The organism is Dasania marina DSM 21967, assembly GCF_000373485.1.
GTDB classification, from domain to species: domain Bacteria; phylum Pseudomonadota; class Gammaproteobacteria; order Pseudomonadales; family Dasaniaceae; genus Dasania; species Dasania marina.
In genome coordinates this window covers 230453-255989 of the sequence record NZ_KB891585.1, presented here as the reverse complement: position 1 = coordinate 255989, position 25537 = coordinate 230453, and the positions used below count along the sequence as shown (strand labels likewise).

The window sequence follows — 25537 nt, the reverse complement described above, 5'->3', positions numbered from 1 at the left end:
CAATGTTAAAAAATCAATTTAAAGTATTAAAAAGTTCGGCTTTGTTGTTTCTATGTACCATGCCAGCCATTGCTGAAGCCTCAGCTATCGATGATAGTCAAGTGACATTTGAAGGGCGTTTAGCTAAGCACAGCCGTTATATCGCCGAAGGCCGCGATAATGTCGATGGCAAGGATCTGTACTCCTTAGAAGCATTTGCACATTGGCAATCGCTCACGGCTACCTTGTGGTATGGCCAGGGTAGCCATGACCCCTACCAAGAGCTGAAAGTGGGGCTTGAATACGGCTTTGACTGGGCGGGCACGGAATTTACCGTGGGCTACACGAGGCTGACATTTTTAGGCAGTAATGAAAATGATAATGAGTTTTCAGTGGGAGTCGTTTTTGAAGACATATTTTCTATAGTGCCATCAGTGGATTATGTCTATGCAACCGAAGCCTCGGGTGCTTTTGTAGAGTTAAGTTTGCGCTCAATTTTTGAATTTAAAGAGCAGGGTATAAGCATAGAGCCCTATGTCACCGAAGGTTTTGATTTAGGTTTTGCCACCCAAAAGCATGATGGCCCTAATAACTTACAGCTGGGCGTTGATATCACTTATCAACTTTCCGGTAGCACGGCAATATTTGCCAATATTAACCAAAGCTGGGCGCAGAAAGATGTTCAGCGCGAAGGCTTAGGTGATCAATTTTGGCTTAGCCTTGGTTTTTCGATAGCAATATAATTTCAATTTTAAAGGTGGTTTTATGCGTGCGAAGGTTGTTACTTTTCACAGATATATTGGGTTAATGCTAGCAGCCTTTCTTATATGCTCAGGCCTAACAGGTAGTGTTATTGCCTTTAAGGATCAACTAGAAATATGGCTAAATCCTCAGTTGTTTACCATTGCGGAGGCTGGTGAAAGAAGTTTACCAGCATCTGAATTAGTAGCAAAGATAGAAGCTAGTGATCCGCGTATTCTCGTTAATTATCTACCCATCAGCCAGGAAGCAGAACACGCCCTAATAGCCTATGTTGAGCCAAGAGTTAACCCTACTACTAGCCAGCCTTATGAGATCGACTATGATGAGGTCTTTGTCAATCCAGTCAGTGGTGAGGTAAAAGGTAGGCGTATGTGGGGCGAATGTTGTTTTGAGTCTCAAAATATTATCCCGTTCATCTACAAGCTGCATAATCGTTTATTACTGCAAAAGCCCTGGGGAAGTCGAATTCTGGGCATAGTAGGGCTTTTTTGGATAGTATTGTCTCTGATGGGGATTTACCTAACCCTCCCTCGTGGAGGCACATTTTTTAAGGCGTGGAAGAAGTCTTGGCTTGTTCAGTGGCGACACCCCTGGCGAATAAAGTTTTTGCAACTGCATAAAAGCATTGGCTTATGGTGTTGGGTTTTTATGCTGACTACCGCTATTAGTGGTGTATCCATGAACTTGTCTAGCGAGTTGTTTGACCCCATAGTCGACACTATTTCCCCATACACCGAGAAGCTTGTTATCGATGAGTCTGCATTAGCCTCTCAAAAGATAGATTTCACTTCGGCCCTAACAGCCGCAATAATTTATGCTGACAGTAATAGTCTGCCGACTATACCGAAAAAAATATCTTATTCGATGGGGAAAAATAGCTACAGTGTTAGCCTTGACTGTGATTGCAATACGGGGTTGGGTCCAAATACTATCTATATTGGCGGTGCTAGTGGAGATGTTCTAGGTGTAGAGAATCCTAGAGCGGGTAGCGCCGGTGATTTTTTATCAGCGTTAAGGTTACCACTACACAGTGGACACTTAGCTGGGCCGGTGGGTTCATTTGTTGTTTCATTAATTGGGCTAATGACAGCACTGCTAGCAATATTCGGCGTTAGTATGTGGGTAAGAAAGCGTATTACGCCTTAGTCTCACGCGATACTCTAACGGTATAAATTATCAAGAATCTGCATAATTACCTTAAGCGCTGCGGCGAAAGGTCTAAGAGAAATCTGTTAAATACTTCTCCCTTAGGGAGACTGCATATTCAAATCTAACTCCTGTTTAGCAAAGTGCAATAGCCAAAATTGGCTGCTGCACTTTTCCAGTGAGTTAATACGTATAAATCTCTAATGTTTCAGTAGGCAGACACCCTGTGTGTTCAGGTATAGAGCATATACTAACCAGATAATGATATCTGGAAAAATAGCCACAGTGTGATGACAAGCTTAGTTATCGCAGAATAAAAATACCAACCATCCCTGAATCTTCTTTTTTGTGAATTTATTTATCAATTTTAGTGAGAAATCGCATACTAATTCAGTGCTCTTAAAACATTTAAAACAGCATGTTTTTAGACATTACCCATCATATAGTAATTCATAGGGGTTACCGCTAAATAGAAATTAGGCTATTAAAAATAATTTCCAATAGCCTTTTTGTATTCTATAGTTAGTTAAGATCCCATGCATGCATCTTTTGAAGAGATTGGTGATCTGTCCAGTCAATTTTTATCGGTGTAACAGCAATATAGCCTTTGCTATAAACAGTCATGTCGCTATAGCCCATTTGTGCCTTAGGATAGGAAAATACCGGTTTATAATCATTGTTCGTTTTAATGAATCTATCCACACTAACATTTACTCCGTCCATAGGGGCTATACGCATTCCTTTGGCATTTTCCGGTACATTAACATTAAGTATAGTCCCTACAGGCAAGCCGTTTTCTCTAATCTTTTCAATCAGTATTTTAATCGCTTCAGTGGTTGCTGCAAAATCATTTTCTGTCGCCGCGCGCTTCTCTATAGAGACAGCAATCGCTGGAATGCCATAGTAGGTGCCTTCCATAGCGGCACCAACAGTACCTGATAAATGCGAGAGAGTTCCCAGGTTTTCACCATGGTTTACACCTGATATTAATAAATCCACAGGCTGGTTAAGTTCACGTTGATGTATAATGCCAAATCTAGCGGCATCAGCGGGTAAGGCGTGAACGGAATAGCCTTTTGCTTTATTTGACAGCGTTATTTCTTCAACAGTTATAGGTTTTTCCCATAGTAAGGTGGCGTGGCTTTTACCTCCCCACTTTTTTGCTGGAGCAGAAACTATCACCTTATAGTCTTGGCTAAGTGCATTGACAAGAGCTGTTAATCCAGCCGCATGAATTCCATCGTCATTGGTAAGCAGTATGCGGTAATCTTTCTTATCGGCCATAGCTGGTGAGGCTATAAATAATAGAAGAGATAACATAATTTGATAGTTTTTTGGTCTAAAAATAAACATATAAACTCCATGCTAATGTGAAATAAAATCGAATTTGATCACCATTACTATAAAGGTAATAGTTTTATTAAGGAGTTGCTTAAATACTTATTGATGGTGTCCATTACACACCAGTCACTTTGCAACTCATGATATATATTCTGAACAGTACTAGCACCATCAAGGTCGTTATTGGCACCGCTCAACTACAGCCTGATGATCTATAATTATTGATATGGTTGTGGGAATTCTTTGATTCTTGTAGCAAAGCATCTTTTTAAGACAGTAATTATAGCGTGGTGAATAATGGAAATAGGTCTAACAGAAAGCAACTATATTGATGGCAGCTGGAATGCGGATAATATCGAACAGTGGTTTACCATTGTCTCGCCAGCGAATGAACAGCCTATAGGCCGCTTACCTCTCAGCAATGCACAGGTTGTTAATCAAGCGGTTGCTGCTGCCAAGAGGGCATTTCCGTCTTTTAGCCAAACAGATAAGGCCTACCGACTTGACTTGCTTGATGCGATTATAGCTGTATATACGCGCCGCTATGAAGAAATGGCGCAGGCGATTTCAAGTGAAATGGGGGCGCCGATCAGCATGTCCAGAAACGCCCAGGTTGCGGTTGGTAGCGGCCTATTGAAGAGTATTAGGGCGACACTGGAGTCATTTGAGTTTTCCTCACAACGAGATTCAGCAGAGATTCGTAAAGAACCTATCGGTGTTGCAGGGCTCATTACACCTTGGAACTGGCCCATGAATCAAATCGTTGCAAAAGTGGGCGCTGCTTTGGCAGCAGGCTGCTGCATGGTGCTGAAGCCAAGTGAGTATGCGCCATATAGTGCAGCCTTATTTGCCGAAATTCTTGATGAAGCGGGTGTACCTGCCGGTGTATTTAATTTGGTTCAGGGTAATTATATAGTCGGCGCTGCCTTATCACGTCATCCAGATGTAGATATTGTTTCCATTACAGGTTCCACCCGAGCAGGTGTAGAAGTTGCCACCGCCGCTGCACCAACGGTTAAGCGTGTATCACAAGAGCTGGGAGGGAAGTCGCCCTTTGTGATTTTACCTGGGTCAGATATTGTCTCCGCGGTTAGCCATTGTGTGGAACGCTGTTTTTATAATAGTGGGCAGTCCTGTAATGCACCGACTCGCCTGTTGGTGCATAACGACGATTATGATGAAGCCATTGCCGTTGCAAAATCGGTTGCCGGCAAGATGAAAGTAGGGGACCCAGCTGAGGAAGGCACCATACTGGGGCCTTTGGTGAATGAGCAGCAATTTGAACGTGTCTGTCATTACATTGCCCTAGGAAAAGAGGAGGGCGCCGACATTATCGTGGGCGGTCAGGCAGGCAGGGTCGAGGGGTTTTCTAAAGGCTACTATGTTGCGCCCACAATTTTTGGCAACGTAACCAGTAGTATGAGTATTGCTAAAGAAGAAATTTTTGGCCCCGTTTTGTGTGTTTTACGCTACGATGATATATCCGATGCAGTAACAATGGCTAACGATACGGAATTTGGATTATCGGCGTATATTTTTGCAAAATCCAGTATGCAGGCACGTGACGTAGCCCCGAAAATACAAGCGGGTATGGTACATATAAATGGCGCTGCCGCCGCACTAGACTTACCCTTTGGTGGATTTAAAAAATCCGGTAACGGTCGCGAAAGAGGCGCCTGGGGAATTGAGGAATATCTAGAAGTAAAGGCGGTTTTTTTCTAAGCAAGCGACGTAACAGACAGAAAGCCGGGTTAACTTGTTACCATGCGAAATACCAAGGAAAACCTTAAACATAGCTGTGGACAATTGTGAAGGGGGCGTTTATTGTTACCTTCGTGCTAGGAGTATTTAAATGCCCGACGATAAAATTAATCATCTAACGCCTTCAATATCAAAACTGCCTGCTCGTAAGTCTTTACCTCCCTTTGAAGCGCTGAGAGCTTTTGATGCCGTTGCGCGCTTAGGCGGTGTGAGAAAGGCTGCGCAGCATTTGTGCCGTGATCATGCGGTTGTTAGCCGCCACCTTAAAAGCATAGAGGATTGGACCAGCGCCAAGCTGATAGAGCGTACACCTGCGGGTGCTGTGCTAACCGAAGACGGCGTCCGTTACCACCAGGAAATTGCATTGGCCATTGATACGATCGCCAATGCCACGGTGGAATTAATGAAGCACAATAATGTGGATCAAGTTCAAGTCTGGAGCATGCCCGGTTTTACCTTGCAGTGGTTAATGGCTCGTTTAGGTAGATTTGAAAAATCTTATCCCAATCTGGATATTGAACTACGGCCTACCAACCAAGGGCCTGATTTCGAAAGGCGCGAAGCCGATGTAGATATACGTTTTTCTCCCTATTACCGTCCCGCGTTAGAGCTACCCGCTTATGTACGTGCCTTAGAGATTGCTAGGCCACCGATTATTGCTGTGGCTAGCCCTGAATACCTGCAGCGAGAAGAGGCTATTAATACCCCTCGAGATTTACTTAAGCATCATTTATTACATGAGGATGGATTTGAGCGCTGGCGCTCATGGTTAGCCGCCAATGGTATTGATGAAGACATTGAGCTTTCTGGTCCGCGTCTTTGGCAAAGCCATTTGACACTGGAGGCCGCTCGTCATCACAGCGGCGTGGCATTGACTAATTATTTAGTTGCTGCAGATGATTTGAAAAGTGGTCGTTTGCTTGACGTAGGTGCTAACAATGAAAACTTTAAGAATTTAGCATTAGGTGCCTATTTATTTATTGCACGTGTAGATCGGTGGGATGCCATACCCATAGACCGTTTCCGAAACTGGCTATTAAAAATGATAGAAGAAGAGTTTCCTGAAGCCATAAATATCTCTGACGATGAATTCATGGTTCATCCTAGTCACCATAAAAATCGATATAACTCAGCTCCTTAAAAACGTTCACTAGCTACGCCACCGACTGAAGACATTTCCGGTGGCGATAGCCATTAGCATATAGCTATTACTTGACCAGAACTTTTAGCAACGACCCCTTCAACATCAATATAAGTACTGCACCTGAGGCCACTATAGCGCCGTGCATAAACCAAAAGTTAGCTGGTGATAGTATTTCAAAAAAACGCCCCAACCAACCGCTAAAAATACCGCCAATAAAGATGGCAAGATAATAACAGCCCACCAAGGCAGCGTTGACAGACGGTGGTGACGCGCGTGATACTAGCGCTAGAGTTGTTGGCCCGGTATACAAAAAACCCACCGAACAGATCAAGTGAAAAATAACCGGGTATATTAAGTTGATTTGGGTATCACCTCTGTTCAATTCTGAGCTGCCCAGCCACAGGCAAGCAATGCCAAAAGCAGCACAACCGATGGCAATTTTGTTTAAGTCTCCGGTTTCTGTTTTTTTAGCAGCCTGCCGCTTCCAAAGCCATAGAATAATTGGCGCAAATAAAAGTACCGCGAATGTATCCATGGCCTGAAACCAAGTAACCGGTATGATCATGTCAAAAAGCTCACGATCCACACGAGCTTGTACCCATAGGGGATAGGCATTCCATACTTGGCTTTGTGCCGTCCAGAATAGCGCAGTAATGGCCAGCAAAAGAAGAATTGATAACACTAGGTTTATGTCGGCTTTTTTAAGCTTGACCTTATCTTTGTTATTTACTGCTGGTTTGTCTATGGGTAAATGTTGCCGACCACACAGGTAAATTATCATACCGACTATCATGCCTATGCCGGCTGCGCCAAAACCATAATGCCATCCGTAGAGTTCGCCTAAGGTTCCACAGACTAACGGTGCTGCAAAGGCCCCTACGACTATTGCAATAGTATAGAGTGCATAACCGGCATCCAGCCGCTGATCTTCTTTTTTATATAGCCCGCCTACTTGCGCAGCTAGGTTACCTTTTAGAAAGCCTGAGCCTAATATCAGAAAAGCTATCGCAAATAAAAATGCAGCTTCTATGGCCATAAGAAAATGACCGATGGCCATGAGTATAGCGCCAATAACGACCGCCCGAGTTCGACCGAGATAACGATCGCCAATAAGGCCACCGAATACCGGCATAAAATATACAAGCCCGATATACAAACCAAAAAATTGGGTTGCCAATGCCTTTATTGAAAGGGGGCCAAAGACAGCTTCCATTAACGATCTAAAGCCACTAAAACCGATGACTTGCTCAATAGCCCCTGGAAGTAGTAGGTAGTTGGATAGGTAAAGCACCAGTAAGGCTTGCATACCGTAAAAAGAAAAACGCTCCCAGGCTTCTGTGAAAATAATATAGCCTAGGCCTTTGGGGTGGCCTAAAAATGCTTCGTCGTCTCGAGTAGGCGTTTCTAAGCTGGTTATAGTTGCAGTGCTTTCAGCATTCATTCTAACTCCAGAGGTATTGCCATAATTGATTGTAAGGGGATGCTTTGAGGCGTATTACCCGCTAGTTAGTGTGTCTATAACGGCGTTAAAAAAGTCGTTGTCGATAATGATTTCTGAACCCATGGGTTTGGAGCGTGCACTCCAGACAACGATGACAATACCCTTGGCCTGATTAATATAAATTCGCTGACCAAAAATACCTCTAGCACTAAAGGCACCGCTATTATAATTATTATTTGCATCCGGAACTGCCCACCACATATAGCCGTAGGGTATTGAGTCACCATTAACGCTACAAGGGGTTGTGGCCTCTTTAACCCAGTTATCAGGGAGTAATTGCTCACCGTTGACAATGCCATTGTTCATTATAAAAAGACCGAATCTAGCGTAATCCCGTAGTGTTGCACTGATACCACTACCTGCTACTTCCAGTCCTTCCGGGGATTCTAGCCACCAGTAGGCATCTGACTCCATACCGAGTTTTGACCAAACGGTTTCACTGAGGTAGTCAGCCAGATATTTACCTGTTGCTGCATACAATAATGCACCAACAACCTGTGTTTCACCCGTGCTGTAGTTCCAGCGTGCACCTGGTTCAGCAACTTTTGGTAATTGCGCCATATAACGCAAAATAGCTCCAGGTTGCTGGCTAATTTGCAACTCAAGGACATCACGACGTTCCGAGTGCGGATTGGTGTGGTCTTCATTCCACTGTGCGCCAGAGGTCATTTGCAAAAGTTGCCGTATGCTAACATCGCCGTACGTGCTTTGCTCTAATTCTGGAAGATAGACAGTCAGGGCGTCATCTATGCTGCTTATATAACCTTGCTTAATAGCAATACCTACCATTGTTGTGCTAATGGATTTTGCCATCGACATAGACATCCAGCGTGTTTCTTCAGTGTTGCCTAATTCATGGTGCTCTAAGACTATTTCGTTGTGTTTTAATACCATTAAACCCGCCACTCGGTTGCGGGATATATAGTCGTATAAATCGTATTGATTGCCTTTAGCCTGAAAAACAAAGTTACTCAGTTGCTGATCACTAAAGGGTAGGGGGCGAGTATATTGACCTTTGCTAATACGCCGCGTGGGAAATAGATGCTCAGCATGACTAAAGGCATCGACTTGCACGCCTGGGGGTAGCTTACCAGCGTAGGCACGGCGAATAAGCTCGTTATTATCCAGCCCATAGCGCTTCTGGTATTCGAGTATTGACGTCTTGCTCGATGGCTTTATATTCTGGCGTGGCATATTTGTACACTCTTCTTCTTTCAAAATAACTACTCAACAGATGCAAAAGACATAATTAAGTATATTTACTCCATCTTGGCGATGGAAGTTGCTAACAATGTCAGTGTCGGTGCACTAATCACACCATAGCCTGCGGGGCGTTTTTTTTGTAAATGGCACAGCGTTGCTTGGTAGTCACCAACAAGATCGCGTTTGGCATCTTCTTGCGGCGGATAAGCTGAAATATAGTGGTGCTATTGTTATTTCAATAAACACTATCAAGAGGACGTCATTATGAAACTCGATGCTCATTGGATGCCATTTACGGCGAATAAAGCATTTAAAGAAAATCCTATACTTATGGAATCGTCCAGTGGTATGCGCTGGCAAACCGAACAGGGGCAATCCTTTCTCGATATGACCGCGGGGCTTTGGTGTACGAATTTGGGGCATAGTCGGCATAAAGTAGCCGAGGCTATGTATGAATCCGCTAAAAAGCTGAGCTATGTACCCTCATTCAACCTTGGGCATAGAGCCTCGTTTGAGCTTGCTGAGCGACTCGTAGAGCACTCCCCAGGCGATATAAACCATGTATTTTTTACCAACTCTGGCTCCGAGGCAATTGATACGGCACTAAAGATAGCCATGGCCTATCATGGCGCCAAAGGGCAGTCTGGCCGTAAAATTTTTATTGCTCGTGAACGGGCTTATCATGGCGTTAATATGGGCGGCACTTCGGTAGGTGGTATCGTTCATAATTCTCGCCACTTTGATCGCTGGGGATCTATAGACCATTTACCGCATACGCACGATCTTGCCAATAACGCTTTTTCTCGAGGACTGCCTGAATCCGGCGTGGAAAAAGCAAGCGCTCTCAAAGACCTAGTCGCGTTACACGGCGCTGAAAATATCGCTGCCGTGCTGGTTGAACCTATTGCTGGCGCAGGCGGGGTGTTACCGCCCCCCAAAGGCTATTTAAAAGAGTTGCGAAAAATTTGTGATGAACACGATATTCTGTTGATTTTTGATGAAGTGGTCACAGGCTTTGGCCGTACGGGTTCGTTTACCGCCTCTATAGAGTTTGATGTAATTCCTGATATGTATACATCAGCAAAAGGCTTAACCAGTGGCGCTGTGCCTATGGGGGCGACCTTCTGCAAAGACTTTATCTATGACGCCGTTGTCGGCTCTGCTGAAGGCATTGAACTCTGGCACGGCTATACCTATTCGGCTCATCCCATTGCATGTGCTGCAGCGAATGCCTGTTTAGATATTTACGAAGAAGAGTCACTATTTACTCGTGTTAACTCAGGCATAGGGGCTTATTTTGAGAATGCGATACATAGCTTAAGTGACCTTCCTCAAGTAGTTGATATACGTAACTACGGCTTGCTAGGCGCTATAGAATTTGCGCCACAATCTGAGGGCTTGCCAGTAGGGTCTAGACTGTTCAAAAAAGCAATGGAGAAAGGCTTAATGGTTCGCGGGGCGGGGGATAGCATTATCCTTTCACCACCGCTGATTATTGAAGAACTGCATATTGATGAGTTTGTTGAAAAATTACGTGCCGCTGCCGATGAGGTGCTCTAGAATAAAGCGATACTGAGCCGGTCAAAGGGTAAATAGCGACTAGTTACCCTGAGCTTTAGCCCCTGCCGCCAATACTGCAGGGGCTTTTTTATGCGCGTTAACAAATATGTGGGTTACTTTTCAGTAATAAACAGATGGGTAGGGTGCGGGGTAAAATAAAAGCCGTCCATGGCAAATTTGAGACTAGGAAGCTGATTTATATTACGTTATCGATATTAGCTTGCATCATTGCTGCAATTTTTAAGGCATTGGCGCTCTCTGTACTGTTCAAGCCTTGCATCACTTTTTTCATATCTTCTAGGTCTCTACTCTGCCCTAAGCGTTTAATCCCCTGCATTTCTGTAACACGAAAACGAAACGCCAACACCCCTTTGCTAAATTGCTCAAGCAGTTTGGGGTCAGTATCTTCAATGCGCCAAGGCTTATCTTCATTACGTTCCATATGGCTAATGGTTAACGCTAACACCTTGAGTGTTTCTTCGTGATTTTCTATAGGAACAAACTCACCCTGTATTTGCACAGCGATATAGCTCCATGTTGGTATTTTAGGCTCTTCGACATACCAGCGAGGCGAGATATAGGCATCAGGCCCTTGCAGCAGCGCAATAGCCGGAACTCCCGCTAGCACGGCGGCACAGTGAGGATTACGTTTAGCAATATGGCCATAAAACTCAAACTCTTGAGCTTGCAGCTCAGCGTTAGATGAGGGGAGTGCACTAGATACATTTGCACAAATAAGCGGTGTGGCGGTTATCTGTAACTTATCTTCAAAGCTTGAGAAAAACTGAGCGAAAGGGTTTTCCTTTATGTAGTCAATTAACTCATGCTCTTTAGAGAAATCGAAATGTTGTGGAACAAACATGTTTTTACCCACGTCATCGAGTGATCTTGCTAGGATTTTACCCGAAGCAATCTTTGATGCAGACATAAAGCTATCCTTTACTGTAGTGTGAATTATAGAATATTACTTGACGTGGCAAGCCTACTGCTAATAGATGCGCTGCCACATTGACGGCCAGAATCACTTCTTAAGGGTTAGTTCACTGATAACCGAGGGTTGGCACTTAACATATTGTCTCCAACAATCAGCCCATCAGCGGTAGTGTTGATATCTTTCTCGTTATCTGACACATAACTTTCGTCTATTTCAACGCGACCATTTTTATCAGCGTTAATGCCAAATGGCTTGTTATCAATAATCACCGATCCGGTAATTATTATCGATGCCTCATCGCTAGCATAAATGCCATCATCCTGATTCGCCTCGAAGATGGAGTTACTAATGGTTACCCGTGATTTATCATAAGCACTAACACCGGCTGACTCACTGCCATGGAAATACGAAGCTTCAAGTTTTATAGAAGAGGTTTCATTAGCCCAAACACCCAGGTGGCTATTGCTAACCTTAAGATCAGTTGCAACAACTCTAGCGTTGCCATATGTAGTCAGCGCCATTTTCTGTATTTTCTCCATAGAAATATTGGCTATAGTGACCTCGCCACCAATAATAAAGATACCATGGCCATCGTAGGTATCATCCTCTTGAATACCCCAGCGAAAATCATCAAGATGAATATTTTTAAATATAACCTTGCTATTTTTTGTCACAAAAGCACTTGCGGCACCAAGACTACCATTGATCACAACATCACTCTCACCAAGTATCGTCAATGATTTGTTTTCAATTACTGTAAAGCCGCGAATCATTAGCTCATGAAGAGGGGTTTCTCGATACGAACGTGGTTTATACACACCCGATTTAAGCAATAAGACACTGCCTATTTGAGCGGCATCTACTGCACGTTGAATAGCATCTTCTCCAAAAAAATCACAGGCTATAGTGCTTCGTTTTTCAGGACAAACAATGATAGCCTCCGCGTCCGAAGTCTTGGGCTGGATGTCAGTTTTCTGATTAAAACCACATCCAACCAACATGATACTGGTGATTACAGTGAGAACGACTACCTGCATAACTACAACCTACTTTTCTTTATTGTTAGTGAACGCCGACAGACGTCGAGCAATGAACTATGAACCCTCCAATAAGTCGGAGGCTCCTTAATAGATTTAAAGTTTGATGATAGAAAATAAGCCGGATATTTGGGAGATGCTAATAGCAGCAGCTCTGGTGCGCCCATAACACCAGACCTTTTAAATGCCATTTTAACAAGACGAACGAGAGGATTAGAATCCCTCTTACAAATAGGAAACCCCGTAACTCATGACATGTAGGAGCAATGCCCGCTGATTCAGATTTTTAGATTAAAGAGACTCGGTGATATTTAATATCCTCATGAAAGCTTTTGCCAGTAACCAGCCGGCTTAATGAGATGGTCCCCCCTCAGCTTCCAGCGACTATGCTGGAAGCTGAGAGCCCGAAAAACGGGAGAGCCATCATATTAATAAAAGTCTTTGATATCGATATAGGCAGGTCTAATTTGCATGTCATTGGTCGAGGTAGTACCGACCGCACGGTCCGCCGCAGTCCGTAAAGCTTTATGTCAAAGGTAACAAACATGATTTTATTGATGCCGAAGCGATTGCCAGCGTATCGGGCAGGCCGCACATGGAGTTGTGCCGGTTAAATCTGAAAGCGCACAAGTGCAAGCGGTTATGCATCGATTGCGAGAAGGGGTTTTGGCTGAGCGTAGGGCTTGCATGCCAGGTACAAGGGCTATCTTACTGGAGTTCGGCCTGTGGCTACCGGGTTGGCCATAGCCGAATGAAAACGTTATACCAAATGACCGGATTGTCGGCCAAGACCGCGAAATCGTCGAAACAGTATGAGCGGTGCGAGTTATTAAAGTGTATCCCGGTGTGGGTGACTTAACCGCGAACCCGGTGAGTATGTCGGCAATGGCCAAAATTCGCCATGGTAGAGAGATGGCTGCCTGGTTAGGGCTATCTGGCGCGGATACTCATCGTGGAGCGGGAGGCGATAGCCCCTCAACAAAACTCCGAATACCTTAGCGCAGACCAGCCCCGTCATCGCAATTTATTATTGCAATCACGAGGGGAGCCAAACATTTTTATGCCTGCGTATTCGTTTCGACTTGATTTAGCTAGCGCAAAATCAAAACCGGAATAGTACTGGTGGCTAATATTTTAGTGGTATGGCTGCCGACTATGAACTCTCTAATCCGTGAGTGGCCATAGGCGCCCATAACTTTTAGCTCGATATTGAAACTGCTTTGAAAGTCCATTAGGCGGTCGATAACATCGCCTTGCAGCAAATGAGGCTGCACCTGATGGCCTTTATTGGTTAAGAGTTCACAGGCGTGTTCGAGACGACCCTGATTCTCGCTGCTATCATTAGCTACCATCACCACATGCCCGGGCAAATTCGCTAGCAAGGGGCTATTGGCAATGTCGTCGATCGCCTTGTCCGCGGTTTCACTGCCATCATAAGCCAGCATATAGTTGCTGGGGGCCGAGAACTTACCTGTTGCCATCAATATCGGTGTATGAATAGCCCGCACCATATTTTCAACCTGTGAGCCTACCGTCTGTTGTTGCTGCTCGTGGTCATCACCGAGGCGGCCAACCACATACAAGCGCGTTTTGTCTTCCCAAGCCAATAGAGAGTCCAGCAACTCGCCATGGCGCTGTTCACCAGTCACCATAACGGCACCAGCGGCTTCAGCTCTTTGCTGGGCATCGTCTAACAAATGCTTACCGTGCTTTACCGCTAGTTTATTGCGCTGTTCGTCCAGTACGGTCAATTCGTCCAGCAAATGCTCGCGGCTACCCAAGCCTATGGCACCAGATAGATCTTCTTTCGCTGGCGAATAGGATTTTTCTAACACCCGTAAAAAGGTCAGCGGGGCGTCTAGGGTACGGCTGGCCCAAGCTGCCGTATCACAAACAGCGTTTGAAATAGCAGAACCATCTATACAGGCAGTAATTTGCTGCTTTGTCATAATTATTCTCCGTGGATTAATGGCCAGCCATCAGTTTTTCAACTTCTTCTGGTTTATCGTAAACACCGAATTTATCAACCACGGTACTGGTTGCCTCATTCATGCCAATGACATTCACCTCAGAGCCTTCTCGACGAAACTTAATCACGACCTTGTCTAATGCTCCTACCGCGGTAATATCCCAAAAGTGTGCCTGGTTTAAATCGATGGTGACGCGATCAATAACCTCTTTAAAGTCAAAGGACGCTATAAAGTGATCGGCCGACGCAAAGAAAATCTGACCCTTTACCGTATATTGGCGATGGTCCTCTGCGGTTTTTTCATTCTTCACCACCATAAAGCGGCCAATTTTATTAGCAAAGAATAGCGATGCCAGCAACACACCCACAAAAACACCGATTGCGAGGTTGTGTGTTGCAACAACCACAATAACAGTAGTAATCATCACGACATTGGTGGAGATAGGGTGTTTCTTGAGATTAATGAGTGAGTCCCAAGAAAAAGTACCAATTGAAACCATAATCATAACGGCAACCAACGCCGCCATAGGAATTTGCTTCAACCATTCATCAAGAAACACAACCATAACCAATAAAAAAGCGCCCGCTGTAAACGTGGATAAGCGGCCACGGCCGCCAGATTTCACATTAATAATTGACTGACCGATCATGGCGCATCCCGCCATGCCGCCCATAAGGCCGGCACCAATATTAGCGATGCCTTGGCCCTTACATTCACGGTTTTTGTCACTTTGGGTATCGGTTAAATCATCAACGATAGTGGCCGTCATCATAGACTCAAGTAAGCCAACAACCGCTAAGCCAATAGCGTAGGGGAAGATGATTTGCAGTGTTTCAAGATTAAGTGGTACATCAGGCCAAAGGAAGATGGGCAGGGTGTCAGGGAGTTGCCCCATGTCACCAACGGTGCGTATATCAATATTGAACAGCATGGCGACTATGGTCATAGCAACAATACAAATAAGCGGAGAAGGGATAGCTTTACCAATCACGGGCAGTAACGGGAACAGATAAATAATCCCTAAGCCCGCTGCGGTCATGGCATAAACATGCCAAGTCACGCCGGTAAGCTCAGGCAGTTGCGCCATAAAAATAAGTATCGCTAAGGCATTAACAAAGCCAGTCACCACCGAGCGAGAAACAAACCGCATCAAGCTGCCCAGTTTAAGAAACCCAGCACCAATCTGAAACACACCGGTTAACAGGGTGGCGGCCAGCAAATACTCCAAGCCGTGTTCTTTTACCAAGGTCACCATCAACAGGGCCATGGCACCGGTAGCGGCACTAATCATACCCGGGCGGCCACCGACAAAGGCAATCACCACCGCTATACAGAAAGAGGCATATAAGCCCACTTTGGGGTCTACCCCAGCAATAATGGAGAAGGCAATAGCCTCTGGAATTAACGCCAGCGCAACAACGATACCCGCCAGTAAATCCCCACGAATATTGGAAAACCAATCCTGCTTAATAGTATTAATCATTAATAACCTACGAACTAACAATGAGTCCCCACAATGCAGTTACATTGCGGCGAATAAAATAAATGTTATATCTAACGCGCAGAGACTTGCGCACTAACGACAAATTGAGGGTGCAATCACAGCGGCTGCTAAAACTGCGCTAGGGTGGACTGCTCAGTAAAATAGCTTCCAACCATTTTAAAAGAGGCGAAATTATACACAGACAGGCCTTTTTTTCAATGGTTTTATCCGCTGCCTAGCTTTGCTGGTCGCCACTATTATCAACCGACACTGTTTCGGGCTTGCAATACTAAATTGGGTGCCTGTGGCTGAGGGCAGGGCGTTGAAGGTATACACGCTTCATTCTATCCGTTTAAAAATCGCAGAACCGAGTAACGTAGTCTAGAAAGAAGAACATCAAGGCCAAACATCAACAGCTCACGGTGAAAAAGCGTTGATTATCATCATATAGACTCTCGAGTTGAGCACGCGGTTAACAGTGATAAACCATAATCGTTCACAGTATTATGAACAGACGCCATTCCCCGGCATCAAATAACCCGCAGATGCGCCTTCTCCCCACAAGCCCAAACCACCCCAATACAATGGATAAGCGAAATAGCGAAGGTGCATTATTTGTTGCGGGCGTGATGCCGGTTTTTCCGTGTCTACCGAAGGGCTATATTGCACTTGCTGTTTCGTTATCGAAACCGGCAATACTTTTTCATCCCTGTCCGGACGCTCAATAGCAATCGGGGAGAACAACACCCTGTTGCGAGTCGTAAGCCAAGCGGCCGTGTCGACAACAAAGTAACGGATAGCCCAGGTATCTTTCGAAGTAGAAATTTACCACGTGACCCATATTACCGTCAGTTGCGTGGATGGCATCATTATGCAAGTTCCTCATGCTACCTAACATCGCTATTTCTCCGTTAGGTGAATGTTTGGCAAGACAATTCTTTATGGTAATTATTTATGGTTTAGCCTGTGAAATTATTTCAAATCAGCAATGTGGCTTTAACATAAAACGCTGTTTTTAAAATTCTTCGTGGAAGTGCTACACTTTCATTCAATAGAAAATATATAGGAGTTAAGTATGTCGTCTAGCTGGGACTCCATCATTCAACAAGCGGTGGCCTTTCGTCACGTATTGCATCGTAATCCAGAGTTAGCTTGGAATGAAATCAATACTGCAGCCAATATTCGTCAACGATTAGACCAATTAAAAATCACTTGGCGAGCCTGTGCCGAACACGGCACTGTTGCAACTATTGCCGCACATGCCTCGGGTAAACATATTGCGTTACGCGGCGACATGGATGCGCTTCCTATCCAAGAGCAAGCCACAAATAATTACTGCTCAAACGTTAGCGGCATAATGCATGCTTGCGGTCATGATGGTCACACGGCGGTGCTGTGGGCGACGGCTGCTTGGCTGAAAGCGCATGAAAGTGAGCTTCCTGGCCCTGTTAGTTTTATCTTTCAGCCCGCCGAGGAGGGAGGTCATGGCGCTAGAGAGATGATCAACGCAGGTGCATTAAAGGGCATCGAAGAAATATTTGGCTGGCATAATTGGCCGGCGATTCCTTTTGGTCACGCCGTATGCCCGGACGGGGCAGTTATGTCTGGCAATGGCACATTTTTAATCGTATTACACGGTGCTGGTGGTCATGCGAGCCAGCCGGAGTTGTGTCGTGATCCGGTATTGGCGGCGTCGGCAGTCGTTTTAAATTTACAGCAAATCATAAGTCGACGCATGGCGCCGCAAGATGCAGCCGTTGTCAGTGTTACCTCCATTGAGGCGCCAAGTGGGCCTACCGTCATCCCTAATATGGCGCGATTAGGTGGAAGCATTCGTTTGGCAAAGCCCGAGTTACGAGAAAAATTAAATGCGCTGATTACAGAAATTACAACGTCCACAGCTTTGGCTTATGGCGTTACTGCTGAGGTGCAAGTAGAGGATCGCTACCAAGCCACCATAAATCACTCTAAACCCGCGCAACGTTTCCGTAATGTGTTAGCGGATATTTATGGCCCAGAGTGGCAAAGTGCATCAACTGTAGTACCCATAATGGCGTCAGAGGACTTCAGTTATTATTTGCAACACATACCCGGTGCCTTTGCGCTAATTGGCATGTCTAGCCAAGAGGCTTATAGTCATCCCTGTCACAGCCCGCATTATGAATTTAATGATGCACTTATTTCACCCGTTGTCCGTACGCTTGCGGCGCTCGCGGGAGCCCCAAATGCAGCGTGTATAGATAATTAAGCAGGGATGAAAAGCTGTCATTATTTTCAATAAATCCCTCTACTAAACTTGAAATTTAGCTAAGTGGCTATTAAGGTCAATGTAGCGTAGTGTTAATACTCAAGTCGTCACCATCAATGCCGGTTCTATTTGTTTTGTTATTCTTTACGTGAACGCCTTAAAGGCTGCGTAGAACACAATATGACAGGGCCGTTTCAATATTCGTCGTTTATATCGACGTTCTTCATCGTAGTAATCGCTCATACAGTAGTAGTAACTGTTCAATAGCAAATCGTTCTAAAGTAAACCGTCAACACTGTGACGTTATCAAAAATCGTATGATTTGCTGGCCATATAAAATTAGCTGGAGGATAGCATGCAAATATTTGACCAATGGGAATCTGAAATTCGAGGATATTGCCGATCGTATCCCACGATATTTGCTCGTGCAATTAATGCCCGGCAGTTCGACGAGCAGGGCAAAGAATACATCGATTTTTTTGCTGGTGCCGGGGTGTTAAATTTCGGCCACAATAATCCACACATGAAAGAGGCTGTGATTAGCTTTTTACAAAACAATGGCGTTACCCATAGCCTTGATATGGCCACTAGCGTAAAACGAGATTTTATAAAAGCCTTTGTCGAGATCATTCTATTACCGCGTAAGATGGATTATAAGCTTCAGTTTGTGGGGCCTACAGGCAGCAATGCCGTGGAGGCAGCGTTAAAGCTCGCGCGGCGAGTAACGGGGCGAACGGATGTTGTCGCTTGCGGCCAAGGCTTTCATGGTATGACACTGGGTGCTCTCGCCTGTACAGCCAATGCCTATTTTCGCAACGCGGCAGGCGTGCCATTAAATAATGTCACACATATACCCTTTGAATCTGGGCCTGGTGGTGGTATGCAAAACTTACATGATTTGCGAGTCGCCTATCAAAGTGGCTCTAGTGGTACTGATCTTCCTGCGGCATTTTTGGTTGAAACGATTCAAGCAGAAGGTGGCGTAAATATTGCCAGCAAAGAGTGGTTGCAAGGAGTACAAGCGCTAGCTCACGATCTCGGCGCGCTATTTATCATTGACGATATTCAAGTCGGTTGTGGTCGTACAGGGCAGTATTTTAGCTTTGAAGATTTAGGCGTTGATCCAGATATTATTTGCTTGGCTAAAGGTATAGGTGGTTTAGGAACACCCCTGGCAATGAATTTAATAAAACCCGAACACGATTCTCATTGGAAGCCTGGTGAGCATACCGGGACTTTTCGTGGCCAAGGGATTTCGTTTGTCGCCGGTAGAGAGGCGCTGCGCTACTTTGAAAACGACGAATTAATGCAGCGTACCCAGGAGCGCTGTGGCGGAATCACCCAGCGCCTAGAGAAAATTGCTGATGAATTTGGCGATGGTAAATTTGTTGTTCGTGGCAAAGGTATGATTCACGGGCTTGATGTTGCTGATAATGATTTAGCAAAAGGCATTGCTAGGCAATGTTTTGATGATGGTCTGCTTATCGGCCCCTGTGGTGTCACCAGCCGAGTCATTAAATTTATTCCACCCCTCACCTCAACCGATGAAGATATAGCGCAAGGCTTCGATATTTTTAGTCACGCTGTAGCCAAAAAAACCGGAGCTTAATTATGCGTGAGCGCGATGACATGACATTTCCATTTTCGGAATATCAGCGCCGGCTGGAAGAGTTGCGTCAACGTATGCAGCAACGGCTACTGGATGGGGTAATTATTACCGATCCCGAAAATCTAATGTATTTAACGGATTACCAAACTACGGGTTATTCATTTTTTCAGGCATTGGTTGTGCCGCTAGAAAATGAACCCTTTATGATCACCCGAAAGCTGGAGGAGTCCAATGTCATTGCCCGCACGTGGGTGGAGGAGACTAGGCCATACCCCGACACAGGCGATGCGGTGCAAATGTTAATTGAATCCTTACGCGAATTTGGTTTTTCCAAAAAAGTGCTGGGTTATGAACGCAATAGCTATTTTTTTCCGGCTTATCATCAAGATCAAATACACACAAATTTTACCGATGGTAGGTTAATGGATTGTTTCGGCATAGTTGAAGAGGGGCGTGCGTGTAAGTCCGAGGTGGAATTAAATATTATGCGTAAATCTGCTATTGCAGCTAAAGCAGGCATGTTAGCAGGTATAGAAGCAACGCTACCGGGCGTCACCGAAAATGAAATCGGCGCGGCTATTAGCCAGGCAATGTTCCGGGCAGGTGGTGAGCCGCCTGCGGTAATGCCTTATGTTACTTCTGGGCCACGCACCATGATAGGCCACGCCACGTGGGAGGGCAGGGTTGTGCAGCCAGGCGAACACGTCTTTTTAGAAGTGGGCGGCTGTTACCGGCGCTATCACACCGCATTAATGCGTACGGTTATCTGCGGTGAAATGAACGACGCGATGCATAAAGCGCAGCAGGTAATGAAACACGCATTAAAATGCGTACGCGAAAATTTGCGCCCGGGAATGACGGTCAGCGATGCAGATAATATGGTGCGCACCATCATTATGGACAGTGACGTAGATGGAAAATTGATTACGCGCTCGGGTTATTCGATAGGAATCGCCTTTCCCCCTAGTTGGGATGAAGGCTATATCATCAGTTTAAAACAAGGTGATTCGCGAGTATTAGAAAAAGGCATGACCTTTCATATTATTCCGTGGATTTGGGGTGTTGAAGGCGACAAGACCTGCGGCATTTCCGATACTTTTTACATTACTGATACCGGCTGCGATTCATTTTTTACCGATGTCGAGCAGGACTTCACCATTAAAAAAGATTCACCCTCTAGCATCACACAACTATCAGCAGCCGCGGCCACAACCACAGTCCATAAAAGTAAAGGCAAGGACGAAAAGAAATCAAAACACGAGGTATAGCATTCTATGTTTAACATTATTAATCCAACATCAGGTAAGTTCTTGCACGAATATCCAGCCTTAACCGAAGGCGAAATGCGTGCAACAATAGAGAGCGCCCAATCAGCTTTTCAGCAATGGAAGCAGCGTAGCTTTGCCGCGCGTGCAGAAGTATTGCTTGCCGTTGCGCGCATCATGCATGAAGAGGAAGAGCGACTGGCGATTATGATGTGCGACGAAATGGGTAAACCTATTACCGAAGGCCGTGGCGAAGTTAAAAAAGCCGCGTCCTGCGCAGTGCATTACGCTGAACATGCAGAGGCCTATCTGGCAGAGCGCGAACTATTATCGGATGCTAGCCGTAGTTATGTGCAGCATCTACCGCTAGGCCCAGTGCTGGGAATTTTGCCCTGGAATGCGCCGTTGTGGTTGGCATTTCGTTTTTGTGCACCGGCCTTAATGGCGGGTAACACCTGCCTGATGAAGCATGATCCGCATGTACCTGCGGTTGCTGCGGCCATTGCCGATATATTTACCAGTGCAGGTGCTGCTGCAGGTGTCATGCAGAATTTACCCTTGATAAATAACGATGTTGCCGCAGCAATTCAACATCCTTTCGTCCGTGCAGTGTCGTTTACCGGCTCCAGTGCCGCCGGTGCCAAAGTGGCGGCGTTGGCTGCCGCTGAAATTAAACCTGTAGTGCTTGAACTAGGTGGTTCCGATCCTGCGATTGTATTAGCGGATGCCGATTTAGAGAAAGCGGCTGATGTATTAACTTTATCGCGCACCATTAATGCAGGGCAATCCTGTATTGCTGCGAAGCGGTTTATTGTTGAGGATAGTGTGCACGATGATTTTGTTGGACTATTGAAAACCCGCTTTGCAGCATTAACCATGGGTGATCCAAAAAACGAAACCACTAAAATCGGTCCCTTGGCTAGAGCTGATCTACGCGACAATCTAGCTAGGCAAGTCGAGCAAACCGTTGCCGCCGGTGCGCGATGCTTGCTAGGCGGTGCAGCGCCAGCAACACCTGGGCATTTTTATCCACCCACCTTACTGGTGGATGTGACCAACGACATGGTGGCATGCCGGGAGGAAACTTTTGGCCCGGTAGCCGTAGTACTGAAAGCGACAGATGCTGAACAGGCAATTACAATCGCGAATGATAGCGAATATGGCTTGGCTGCATCCGTATGGACGTCAACCGAACGCGGCGAGCAAATTGCGAAGCGTTTAGAGGCAGGGCAAGTCGCAGTCAATGGCATAGTTAAAACAGACCCGCGGTTGCCCAGCGGCGGAACCAAACGCTCAGGCCTAGGCAAAGAGTTAGGGCCGCACGGCATAATGGAATTTGTTAATACCCAACAGGTTTGGCTAGGTCCGGTTAAAACTTAATATTTTCCCCAGCGCTAAATCAGCATCCTCGATCTGATAGTTATGTCTGGTTTTGTCTCAATAAAGATAAACAGCGGTCCATTGGTGGTAGGTGGTAGCTGTCACTGGCACTGTAATGCGGGTTATCGCTATATAAGCCTATAGTGCTAAAAGGCCACAAACACGGATGAAGGCAAATACATTCAATGCTCTACACTACTATCTCAAGTTGTACTGACAAGCAGTCCTTTTACATACAACATCAGGAGATTACCGATGTCTGAAAACAAATGTCCGGTGATGCACGGCGGTGCCACAGAGAGCAGTATGTCAAACACGCAATGGTGGCCCAAGGCCCTGAACCTAGATATTCTGCACCAACATGATACTAAGACCAATCCGATGGGGGCGGACTTTAACTATCGGGAAGAGGTCAGAAAACTTGACGTAACCGCCCTCAAGAAAGACCTGCATGCGCTGATGACGCACAGCCAGGCATGGTGGCCGTCGGACTGGGGTCACTATGGTGGCCTCATGATCCGTCTATCGTGGCATGCAGCTGGCACTTATCGTATTGCTGACGGTCGGGGTGGTGCGGGTACCGGCAACCAGCGCTTTGCGCCGCTTAACTCCTGGCCGGACAATGTCAATCTGGACAAGGCTAGACGTCTACTTTGGCCTATTAAGAAAAAGTACGGCAATAGACTCAGTTGGGCCGACTTGATTGCCTACGCGGGAACTATCGCCTATGAATCCATGGGGTTAAAAACTTTTGGCTTCGCCTTCGGACGTGAAGATATCTGGCATCCTGAAAAAGACACCTACTGGGGTGCGGAGAAGGAATGGCTAGCACCCAGCGATGCCGCCAATAGCCGCTATTCCGGTGAGCGGGATCTGGATAACCCGCTGGCAGCGGTGATGATGGGTCTGATCTACGTTAATCCTGAAGGCGTCGATGGCAAACCCGACCCACTCAAAACGGCTAAAGATATTCGTGTCACCTTTGAGCGTATGGCCATGAACGACGAGGAAACCGTTGCGCTTACCGCCGGTGGCCATACGGTGGGCAAGTGCCACGGTAACGGCGATGCCGACTTGCTAGGCCCAAAACCCGAAGCTGCCGACATCGAAGATCAGGGTTTTGGCTGGATCAATAAGACTGAGCGCGGTATTGGACGCGACACGGTGTCCAGTGGTATCGAAGGCGCATGGACGACGCATCCCACCCAATGGGACAACGGCTATTTCCACTTACTACTCGGCTACGAATGGGAGCTGAAAAAAAGCCCTGCTGGCGCATGGCAGTGGGAACCCATCAACATTAAGGAAGAAGATAAGCCGATGGATGCCGAAGATCCATCAATCCGCCACAACCCGATCATGACCGATGCTGACATGGCCATGAAGATGGATCCTGCGTATCGCAAAATTTCCGATCATTACTACCAGAATCTGCAGCACTTCTCTGAAACCTTCGCAAGGGCATGGTTCAAACTCACGCATCGGGATATGGGCCCTAAGGTACGTTATATCGGTCCCGATGTGCCGAAAGCAGATCTGATCTGGCAAGATCCAGTTCCTGCCGGGAATAACGACTACGATGTCCAGGCCGTGAAAGATACAATTTCTAGCTGCGGTTTAAGTATCAGCGAGAGGGTTACTGCCGCATGGGACAGCGCAAGAACCTTCCGTGGGTCGGATAAGCGGGGCGGTGCCAACGGCGCACGTATTCGTTTAGCCCCCCAGAAGGATTGGCAAGGCAACGAGCCTGAGCGTCTGAGCAAGGTACTGAGGGTGCTTGAACCGATTGCTGCCGAGAGCGGCGCTAGTGTCGCGGATGTGATCGTGCTTGCTGGTAACGTCGCTATTGAGCAGGCCGCCAAGGCGGCTGGCCTTGATATTATCGTTCCCTTCGCGCCTGGCCGTGGCGATGCCACTAACGAGATAACCGATGCAGAGGCCTTCGACGTACTGGAGCCAATCCACGACGGTTATCGCAACTGGCTCAAGCAGGACTATGTCGTCAGCGCGGAAGAGCTGATGCTCGACCGTACACAGTTAATGGGGCTGACCGCCCCTGAGATGACGGTGTTGGTTGGCGGCATGCGTATGCTTGGCACCAATCACGGCGGCAGCAAGCACGGCGTATTCACGGCACACGAAGGAAAATTGACCAATGATTTTTTCGTCAATCTAACCGACATGAACTACAAGTGGACGCCGGCCGGCAATAATCTATACGAAATACGCGACCGCGCCACGGATAAACTTAAGTGGACGGCAACACGAGTTGATCTGGTTTTTGGATCTAACTCGATTCTTCGAGCCTATGCCGAGGTCTATGCTCAGGATGACAATAAGAAAAAGTTTGTACAGGACTTCGTCGCGGCATGGGCCAAGGTAATGAACGCTGACCGCTTCGATTTGGCCTGATTTCTGGCCCCTGATAGGCCCACAACGAGAAAGGAAATTAACAATGAGTAAGAAAGAAATTTACCAACAGAAACTACAGGCACAATTTGACCAGTTGAGCGCAGAGATCGACACGCTCAAGGCCAAAGCGGATAACGCCGAAGCCGATGCACAACTTGAGTACCACAAAGAAATCAAGGAACTGCGATCCATGCAAGAAGCAGCCAGCAATAAATTAGCCGAACTTAAGGACGCCGGCGATGACGCATGGGAGGACCTCAAGGCAGGCTTGGATGGTGCGTGGAACACGCTAGGCAATGCGCTGAAGTCGGCCACCGCCAGATTCAAATAAACAGCATGGTCATCGCGGCCCAAAAGATTGTTACAGTAAGTAGCGAGAGGCGGTAGCCCGATGACCTTATTGGTTTAATACTATTATCCCACATGGTTGTTAAGCCAAAGAGGCTGATAGCGCCAGCTAATACCAGCAGTGGATATGATAATCAAGGCAGCGACAATTTTTTTAATAACTGCCAAGCAGATAGCCACCAGAAAAACCAACAGCCAAGCGCAAGCCCATTTGGCGTAGGAGCTCGCTAAATAATGGTTTAACAGGCTGATAGCTGGGCCCAACAATGCTTAATAGGCAATTAAAAAAAGTGCTATTGCTTATGCAGAGGACAAGTCGACGAAGTTCTAGCCGCACTCAGCAATCTACCCAAGAAATTAATATTACTATTAATTACTTAAAAGAAAGGTTTGCGCTAGAAGGTAAATCGCCAGATAAAACCGTAGAAGAGGCCACATGCCGGGACCTAACTCG

At 46.2% G+C, this 25537-nt stretch carries 18 protein-coding genes; 11 read left to right on the top strand and 7 right to left on the bottom strand.

Translation table 11 applies throughout. From position 1 onward, the window contains the following. Positions 1–2: 2 nt before the first annotated feature. Both B067_RS20240 and B067_RS0110715 read left to right on the top strand, forming a co-directional pair. Positions 3–722, top strand: coding sequence for a hypothetical protein (locus B067_RS20240; RefSeq protein ID WP_019530085.1), 720 nt, complete (start codon positions 3–5; stop codon positions 720–722). Positions 723–744: 22 nt separating this feature from the next. Further along, positions 745–1887: a PepSY-associated TM helix domain-containing protein gene (locus tag B067_RS0110715; RefSeq protein ID WP_019530084.1), complete on the top strand. Its 1143-nt coding sequence runs from the start codon at positions 745–747 to the stop codon at positions 1885–1887. Positions 1888–2409: 522 nt separating this feature from the next. Here the strand turns inward: B067_RS0110715 and surE are convergent. Then, positions 2410–3240 (bottom strand): 5'/3'-nucleotidase SurE, encoded by an 831-nt coding sequence (gene surE / locus B067_RS20235; protein WP_019530083.1) that lies wholly within the window; start codon positions 3238–3240, stop codon positions 2410–2412. A 285-nt stretch (positions 3241–3525) separates the two neighbouring features. On the opposite strand from surE, the gene B067_RS0110705 reads away from it, so the two are divergent. Both B067_RS0110705 and B067_RS0110700 read left to right on the top strand, forming a co-directional pair. Beyond that, positions 3526–4950, top strand: coding sequence for an aldehyde dehydrogenase family protein (locus B067_RS0110705; RefSeq protein ID WP_019530082.1), 1425 nt, complete (start codon positions 3526–3528; stop codon positions 4948–4950). A 130-nt stretch (positions 4951–5080) separates the two neighbouring features. Then, positions 5081–6130: a LysR substrate-binding domain-containing protein gene (locus B067_RS0110700; protein WP_019530081.1), complete on the top strand. Its 1050-nt coding sequence runs from the start codon at positions 5081–5083 to the stop codon at positions 6128–6130. Between the two features lie 67 nt (positions 6131–6197). Here the strand turns inward: B067_RS0110700 and B067_RS0110695 are convergent, their stop codons facing one another. Continuing rightward, positions 6198–7574 (bottom strand): peptide MFS transporter, encoded by a 1377-nt coding sequence (locus tag B067_RS0110695; RefSeq protein ID WP_019530080.1) that lies wholly within the window; start codon positions 7572–7574, stop codon positions 6198–6200. A 54-nt stretch (positions 7575–7628) separates the two neighbouring features. After that, a complete protein-coding gene (locus tag B067_RS0110690) occupies positions 7629–8828 on the bottom strand; it encodes a serine hydrolase domain-containing protein (protein WP_019530079.1) in 1200 nt (399 codons plus the stop codon). Between the two features lie 273 nt (positions 8829–9101). Here B067_RS0110690 and aptA point away from each other — a divergent pair, with 273 nt between their 5' ends. Next, the gene (gene aptA, locus B067_RS0110680) at positions 9102–10397 is read left to right on the top strand and encodes an omega-aminotransferase AptA (protein WP_019530078.1); all 1296 of its coding nucleotides are present in this window, start codon (positions 9102–9104) and stop codon (positions 10395–10397) included. 196 nt (positions 10398–10593) lie between these two features. Here aptA and B067_RS0110675 read toward each other — a convergent pair whose 3' ends face one another. The 4 genes from B067_RS0110675 to B067_RS0110660 all read right to left on the bottom strand — a co-directional run bounded on the left by B067_RS0110675 (position 10594) and on the right by B067_RS0110660 (position 15821). Then, entirely contained in the window at positions 10594–11325 is a 732-nt protein-coding gene (locus B067_RS0110675; protein ID WP_083921408.1) for an FMN-binding negative transcriptional regulator, read from the bottom strand. A gap of 107 nt (positions 11326–11432) precedes the next feature. Beyond that, positions 11433–12368 (bottom strand): right-handed parallel beta-helix repeat-containing protein, encoded by a 936-nt coding sequence (locus tag B067_RS0110670; protein WP_019530076.1) that lies wholly within the window; start codon positions 12366–12368, stop codon positions 11433–11435. A 1091-nt stretch (positions 12369–13459) separates the two neighbouring features. Further along, on the bottom strand, positions 13460–14317 hold the full coding sequence (locus tag B067_RS0110665; RefSeq protein ID WP_019530075.1) for a universal stress protein: 858 nt from the start codon (positions 14315–14317) through the stop codon (positions 13460–13462). Between the two features lie 16 nt (positions 14318–14333). Next, positions 14334–15821 carry a SulP family inorganic anion transporter gene (locus tag B067_RS0110660; protein ID WP_019530074.1) on the bottom strand — a complete coding sequence of 496 codons (1488 nt, stop codon included), beginning with the start codon at positions 15819–15821 and terminating at the stop codon, positions 14334–14336. 1075 nt (positions 15822–16896) lie between these two features. Here B067_RS0110660 and doeB2 point away from each other — a divergent pair. The 6 genes from doeB2 to B067_RS0110630 all read left to right on the top strand — a co-directional run bounded on the left by doeB2 (position 16897) and on the right by B067_RS0110630 (position 25066). Beyond that, on the top strand, positions 16897–18069 hold the full coding sequence (gene doeB2 / locus B067_RS0110655) for a N(2)-acetyl-L-2,4-diaminobutanoate deacetylase DoeB2 (protein ID WP_019530073.1): 1173 nt from the start codon (positions 16897–16899) through the stop codon (positions 18067–18069). A gap of 355 nt (positions 18070–18424) precedes the next feature. Further along, positions 18425–19678 (top strand): aspartate aminotransferase family protein, encoded by a 1254-nt coding sequence (locus B067_RS0110650; RefSeq protein ID WP_019530072.1) that lies wholly within the window; start codon positions 18425–18427, stop codon positions 19676–19678. A 2-nt stretch (positions 19679–19680) separates the two neighbouring features. Beyond that, positions 19681–20946 (top strand): ectoine hydrolase, encoded by a 1266-nt coding sequence (gene doeA, locus B067_RS0110645; protein ID WP_019530071.1) that lies wholly within the window; start codon positions 19681–19683, stop codon positions 20944–20946. 6 nt (positions 20947–20952) lie between these two features. Further along, positions 20953–22323, top strand: coding sequence for an NAD-dependent succinate-semialdehyde dehydrogenase (locus B067_RS0110640; RefSeq protein ID WP_019530070.1), 1371 nt, complete (start codon positions 20953–20955; stop codon positions 22321–22323). A 255-nt stretch (positions 22324–22578) separates the two neighbouring features. Beyond that, complete coding sequence (gene katG / locus B067_RS0110635; RefSeq protein WP_019530069.1) at positions 22579–24735, top strand: catalase/peroxidase HPI; 2157 nt, start codon at positions 22579–22581, stop codon at positions 24733–24735. Between the two features lie 43 nt (positions 24736–24778). After that, a complete protein-coding gene (locus tag B067_RS0110630; protein ID WP_019530068.1) occupies positions 24779–25066 on the top strand; it encodes a sll1863 family stress response protein in 288 nt (95 codons plus the stop codon). Positions 25067–25537: the final 471 nt, after the last annotated feature.

What these genes read in the sequence shown, in the direction of transcription:
- B067_RS20240 (WP_019530085.1), top strand. Translation starts at nt 3, where the DNA reads ATGTTAAAAAATCAATTTAAAGTATTAAAAAGTTCGGCTTTGTTGTTT.
- B067_RS0110715 (WP_019530084.1), top strand. Translation starts at nt 745, where the DNA reads ATGCGTGCGAAGGTTGTTACTTTTCACAGATATATTGGGTTAATGCTA.
- surE (WP_019530083.1), bottom strand. Translation starts at nt 3,240, where the DNA reads ATGTTTATTTTTAGACCAAAAAACTATCAAATTATGTTATCTCTTCTA.
- B067_RS0110705 (WP_019530082.1), top strand. Translation starts at nt 3,526, where the DNA reads ATGGAAATAGGTCTAACAGAAAGCAACTATATTGATGGCAGCTGGAAT.
- B067_RS0110700 (WP_019530081.1), top strand. Translation starts at nt 5,081, where the DNA reads ATGCCCGACGATAAAATTAATCATCTAACGCCTTCAATATCAAAACTG.
- B067_RS0110695 (WP_019530080.1), bottom strand. Translation starts at nt 7,574, where the DNA reads ATGAATGCTGAAAGCACTGCAACTATAACCAGCTTAGAAACGCCTACT.
- B067_RS0110690 (WP_019530079.1), bottom strand. Translation starts at nt 8,828, where the DNA reads ATGCCACGCCAGAATATAAAGCCATCGAGCAAGACGTCAATACTCGAA.
- aptA (WP_019530078.1), top strand. Translation starts at nt 9,102, where the DNA reads ATGAAACTCGATGCTCATTGGATGCCATTTACGGCGAATAAAGCATTT.
- B067_RS0110675 (WP_083921408.1), bottom strand. Translation starts at nt 11,325, where the DNA reads ATGTCTGCATCAAAGATTGCTTCGGGTAAAATCCTAGCAAGATCACTC.
- B067_RS0110670 (WP_019530076.1), bottom strand. Translation starts at nt 12,368, where the DNA reads ATGCAGGTAGTCGTTCTCACTGTAATCACCAGTATCATGTTGGTTGGA.
- B067_RS0110665 (WP_019530075.1), bottom strand. Translation starts at nt 14,317, where the DNA reads ATGACAAAGCAGCAAATTACTGCCTGTATAGATGGTTCTGCTATTTCA.
- B067_RS0110660 (WP_019530074.1), bottom strand. Translation starts at nt 15,821, where the DNA reads ATGATTAATACTATTAAGCAGGATTGGTTTTCCAATATTCGTGGGGAT.
- doeB2 (WP_019530073.1), top strand. Translation starts at nt 16,897, where the DNA reads ATGTCGTCTAGCTGGGACTCCATCATTCAACAAGCGGTGGCCTTTCGT.
- B067_RS0110650 (WP_019530072.1), top strand. Translation starts at nt 18,425, where the DNA reads ATGCAAATATTTGACCAATGGGAATCTGAAATTCGAGGATATTGCCGA.
- doeA (WP_019530071.1), top strand. Translation starts at nt 19,681, where the DNA reads ATGCGTGAGCGCGATGACATGACATTTCCATTTTCGGAATATCAGCGC.
- B067_RS0110640 (WP_019530070.1), top strand. Translation starts at nt 20,953, where the DNA reads ATGTTTAACATTATTAATCCAACATCAGGTAAGTTCTTGCACGAATAT.
- katG (WP_019530069.1), top strand. Translation starts at nt 22,579, where the DNA reads ATGTCTGAAAACAAATGTCCGGTGATGCACGGCGGTGCCACAGAGAGC.
- B067_RS0110630 (WP_019530068.1), top strand. Translation starts at nt 24,779, where the DNA reads ATGAGTAAGAAAGAAATTTACCAACAGAAACTACAGGCACAATTTGAC.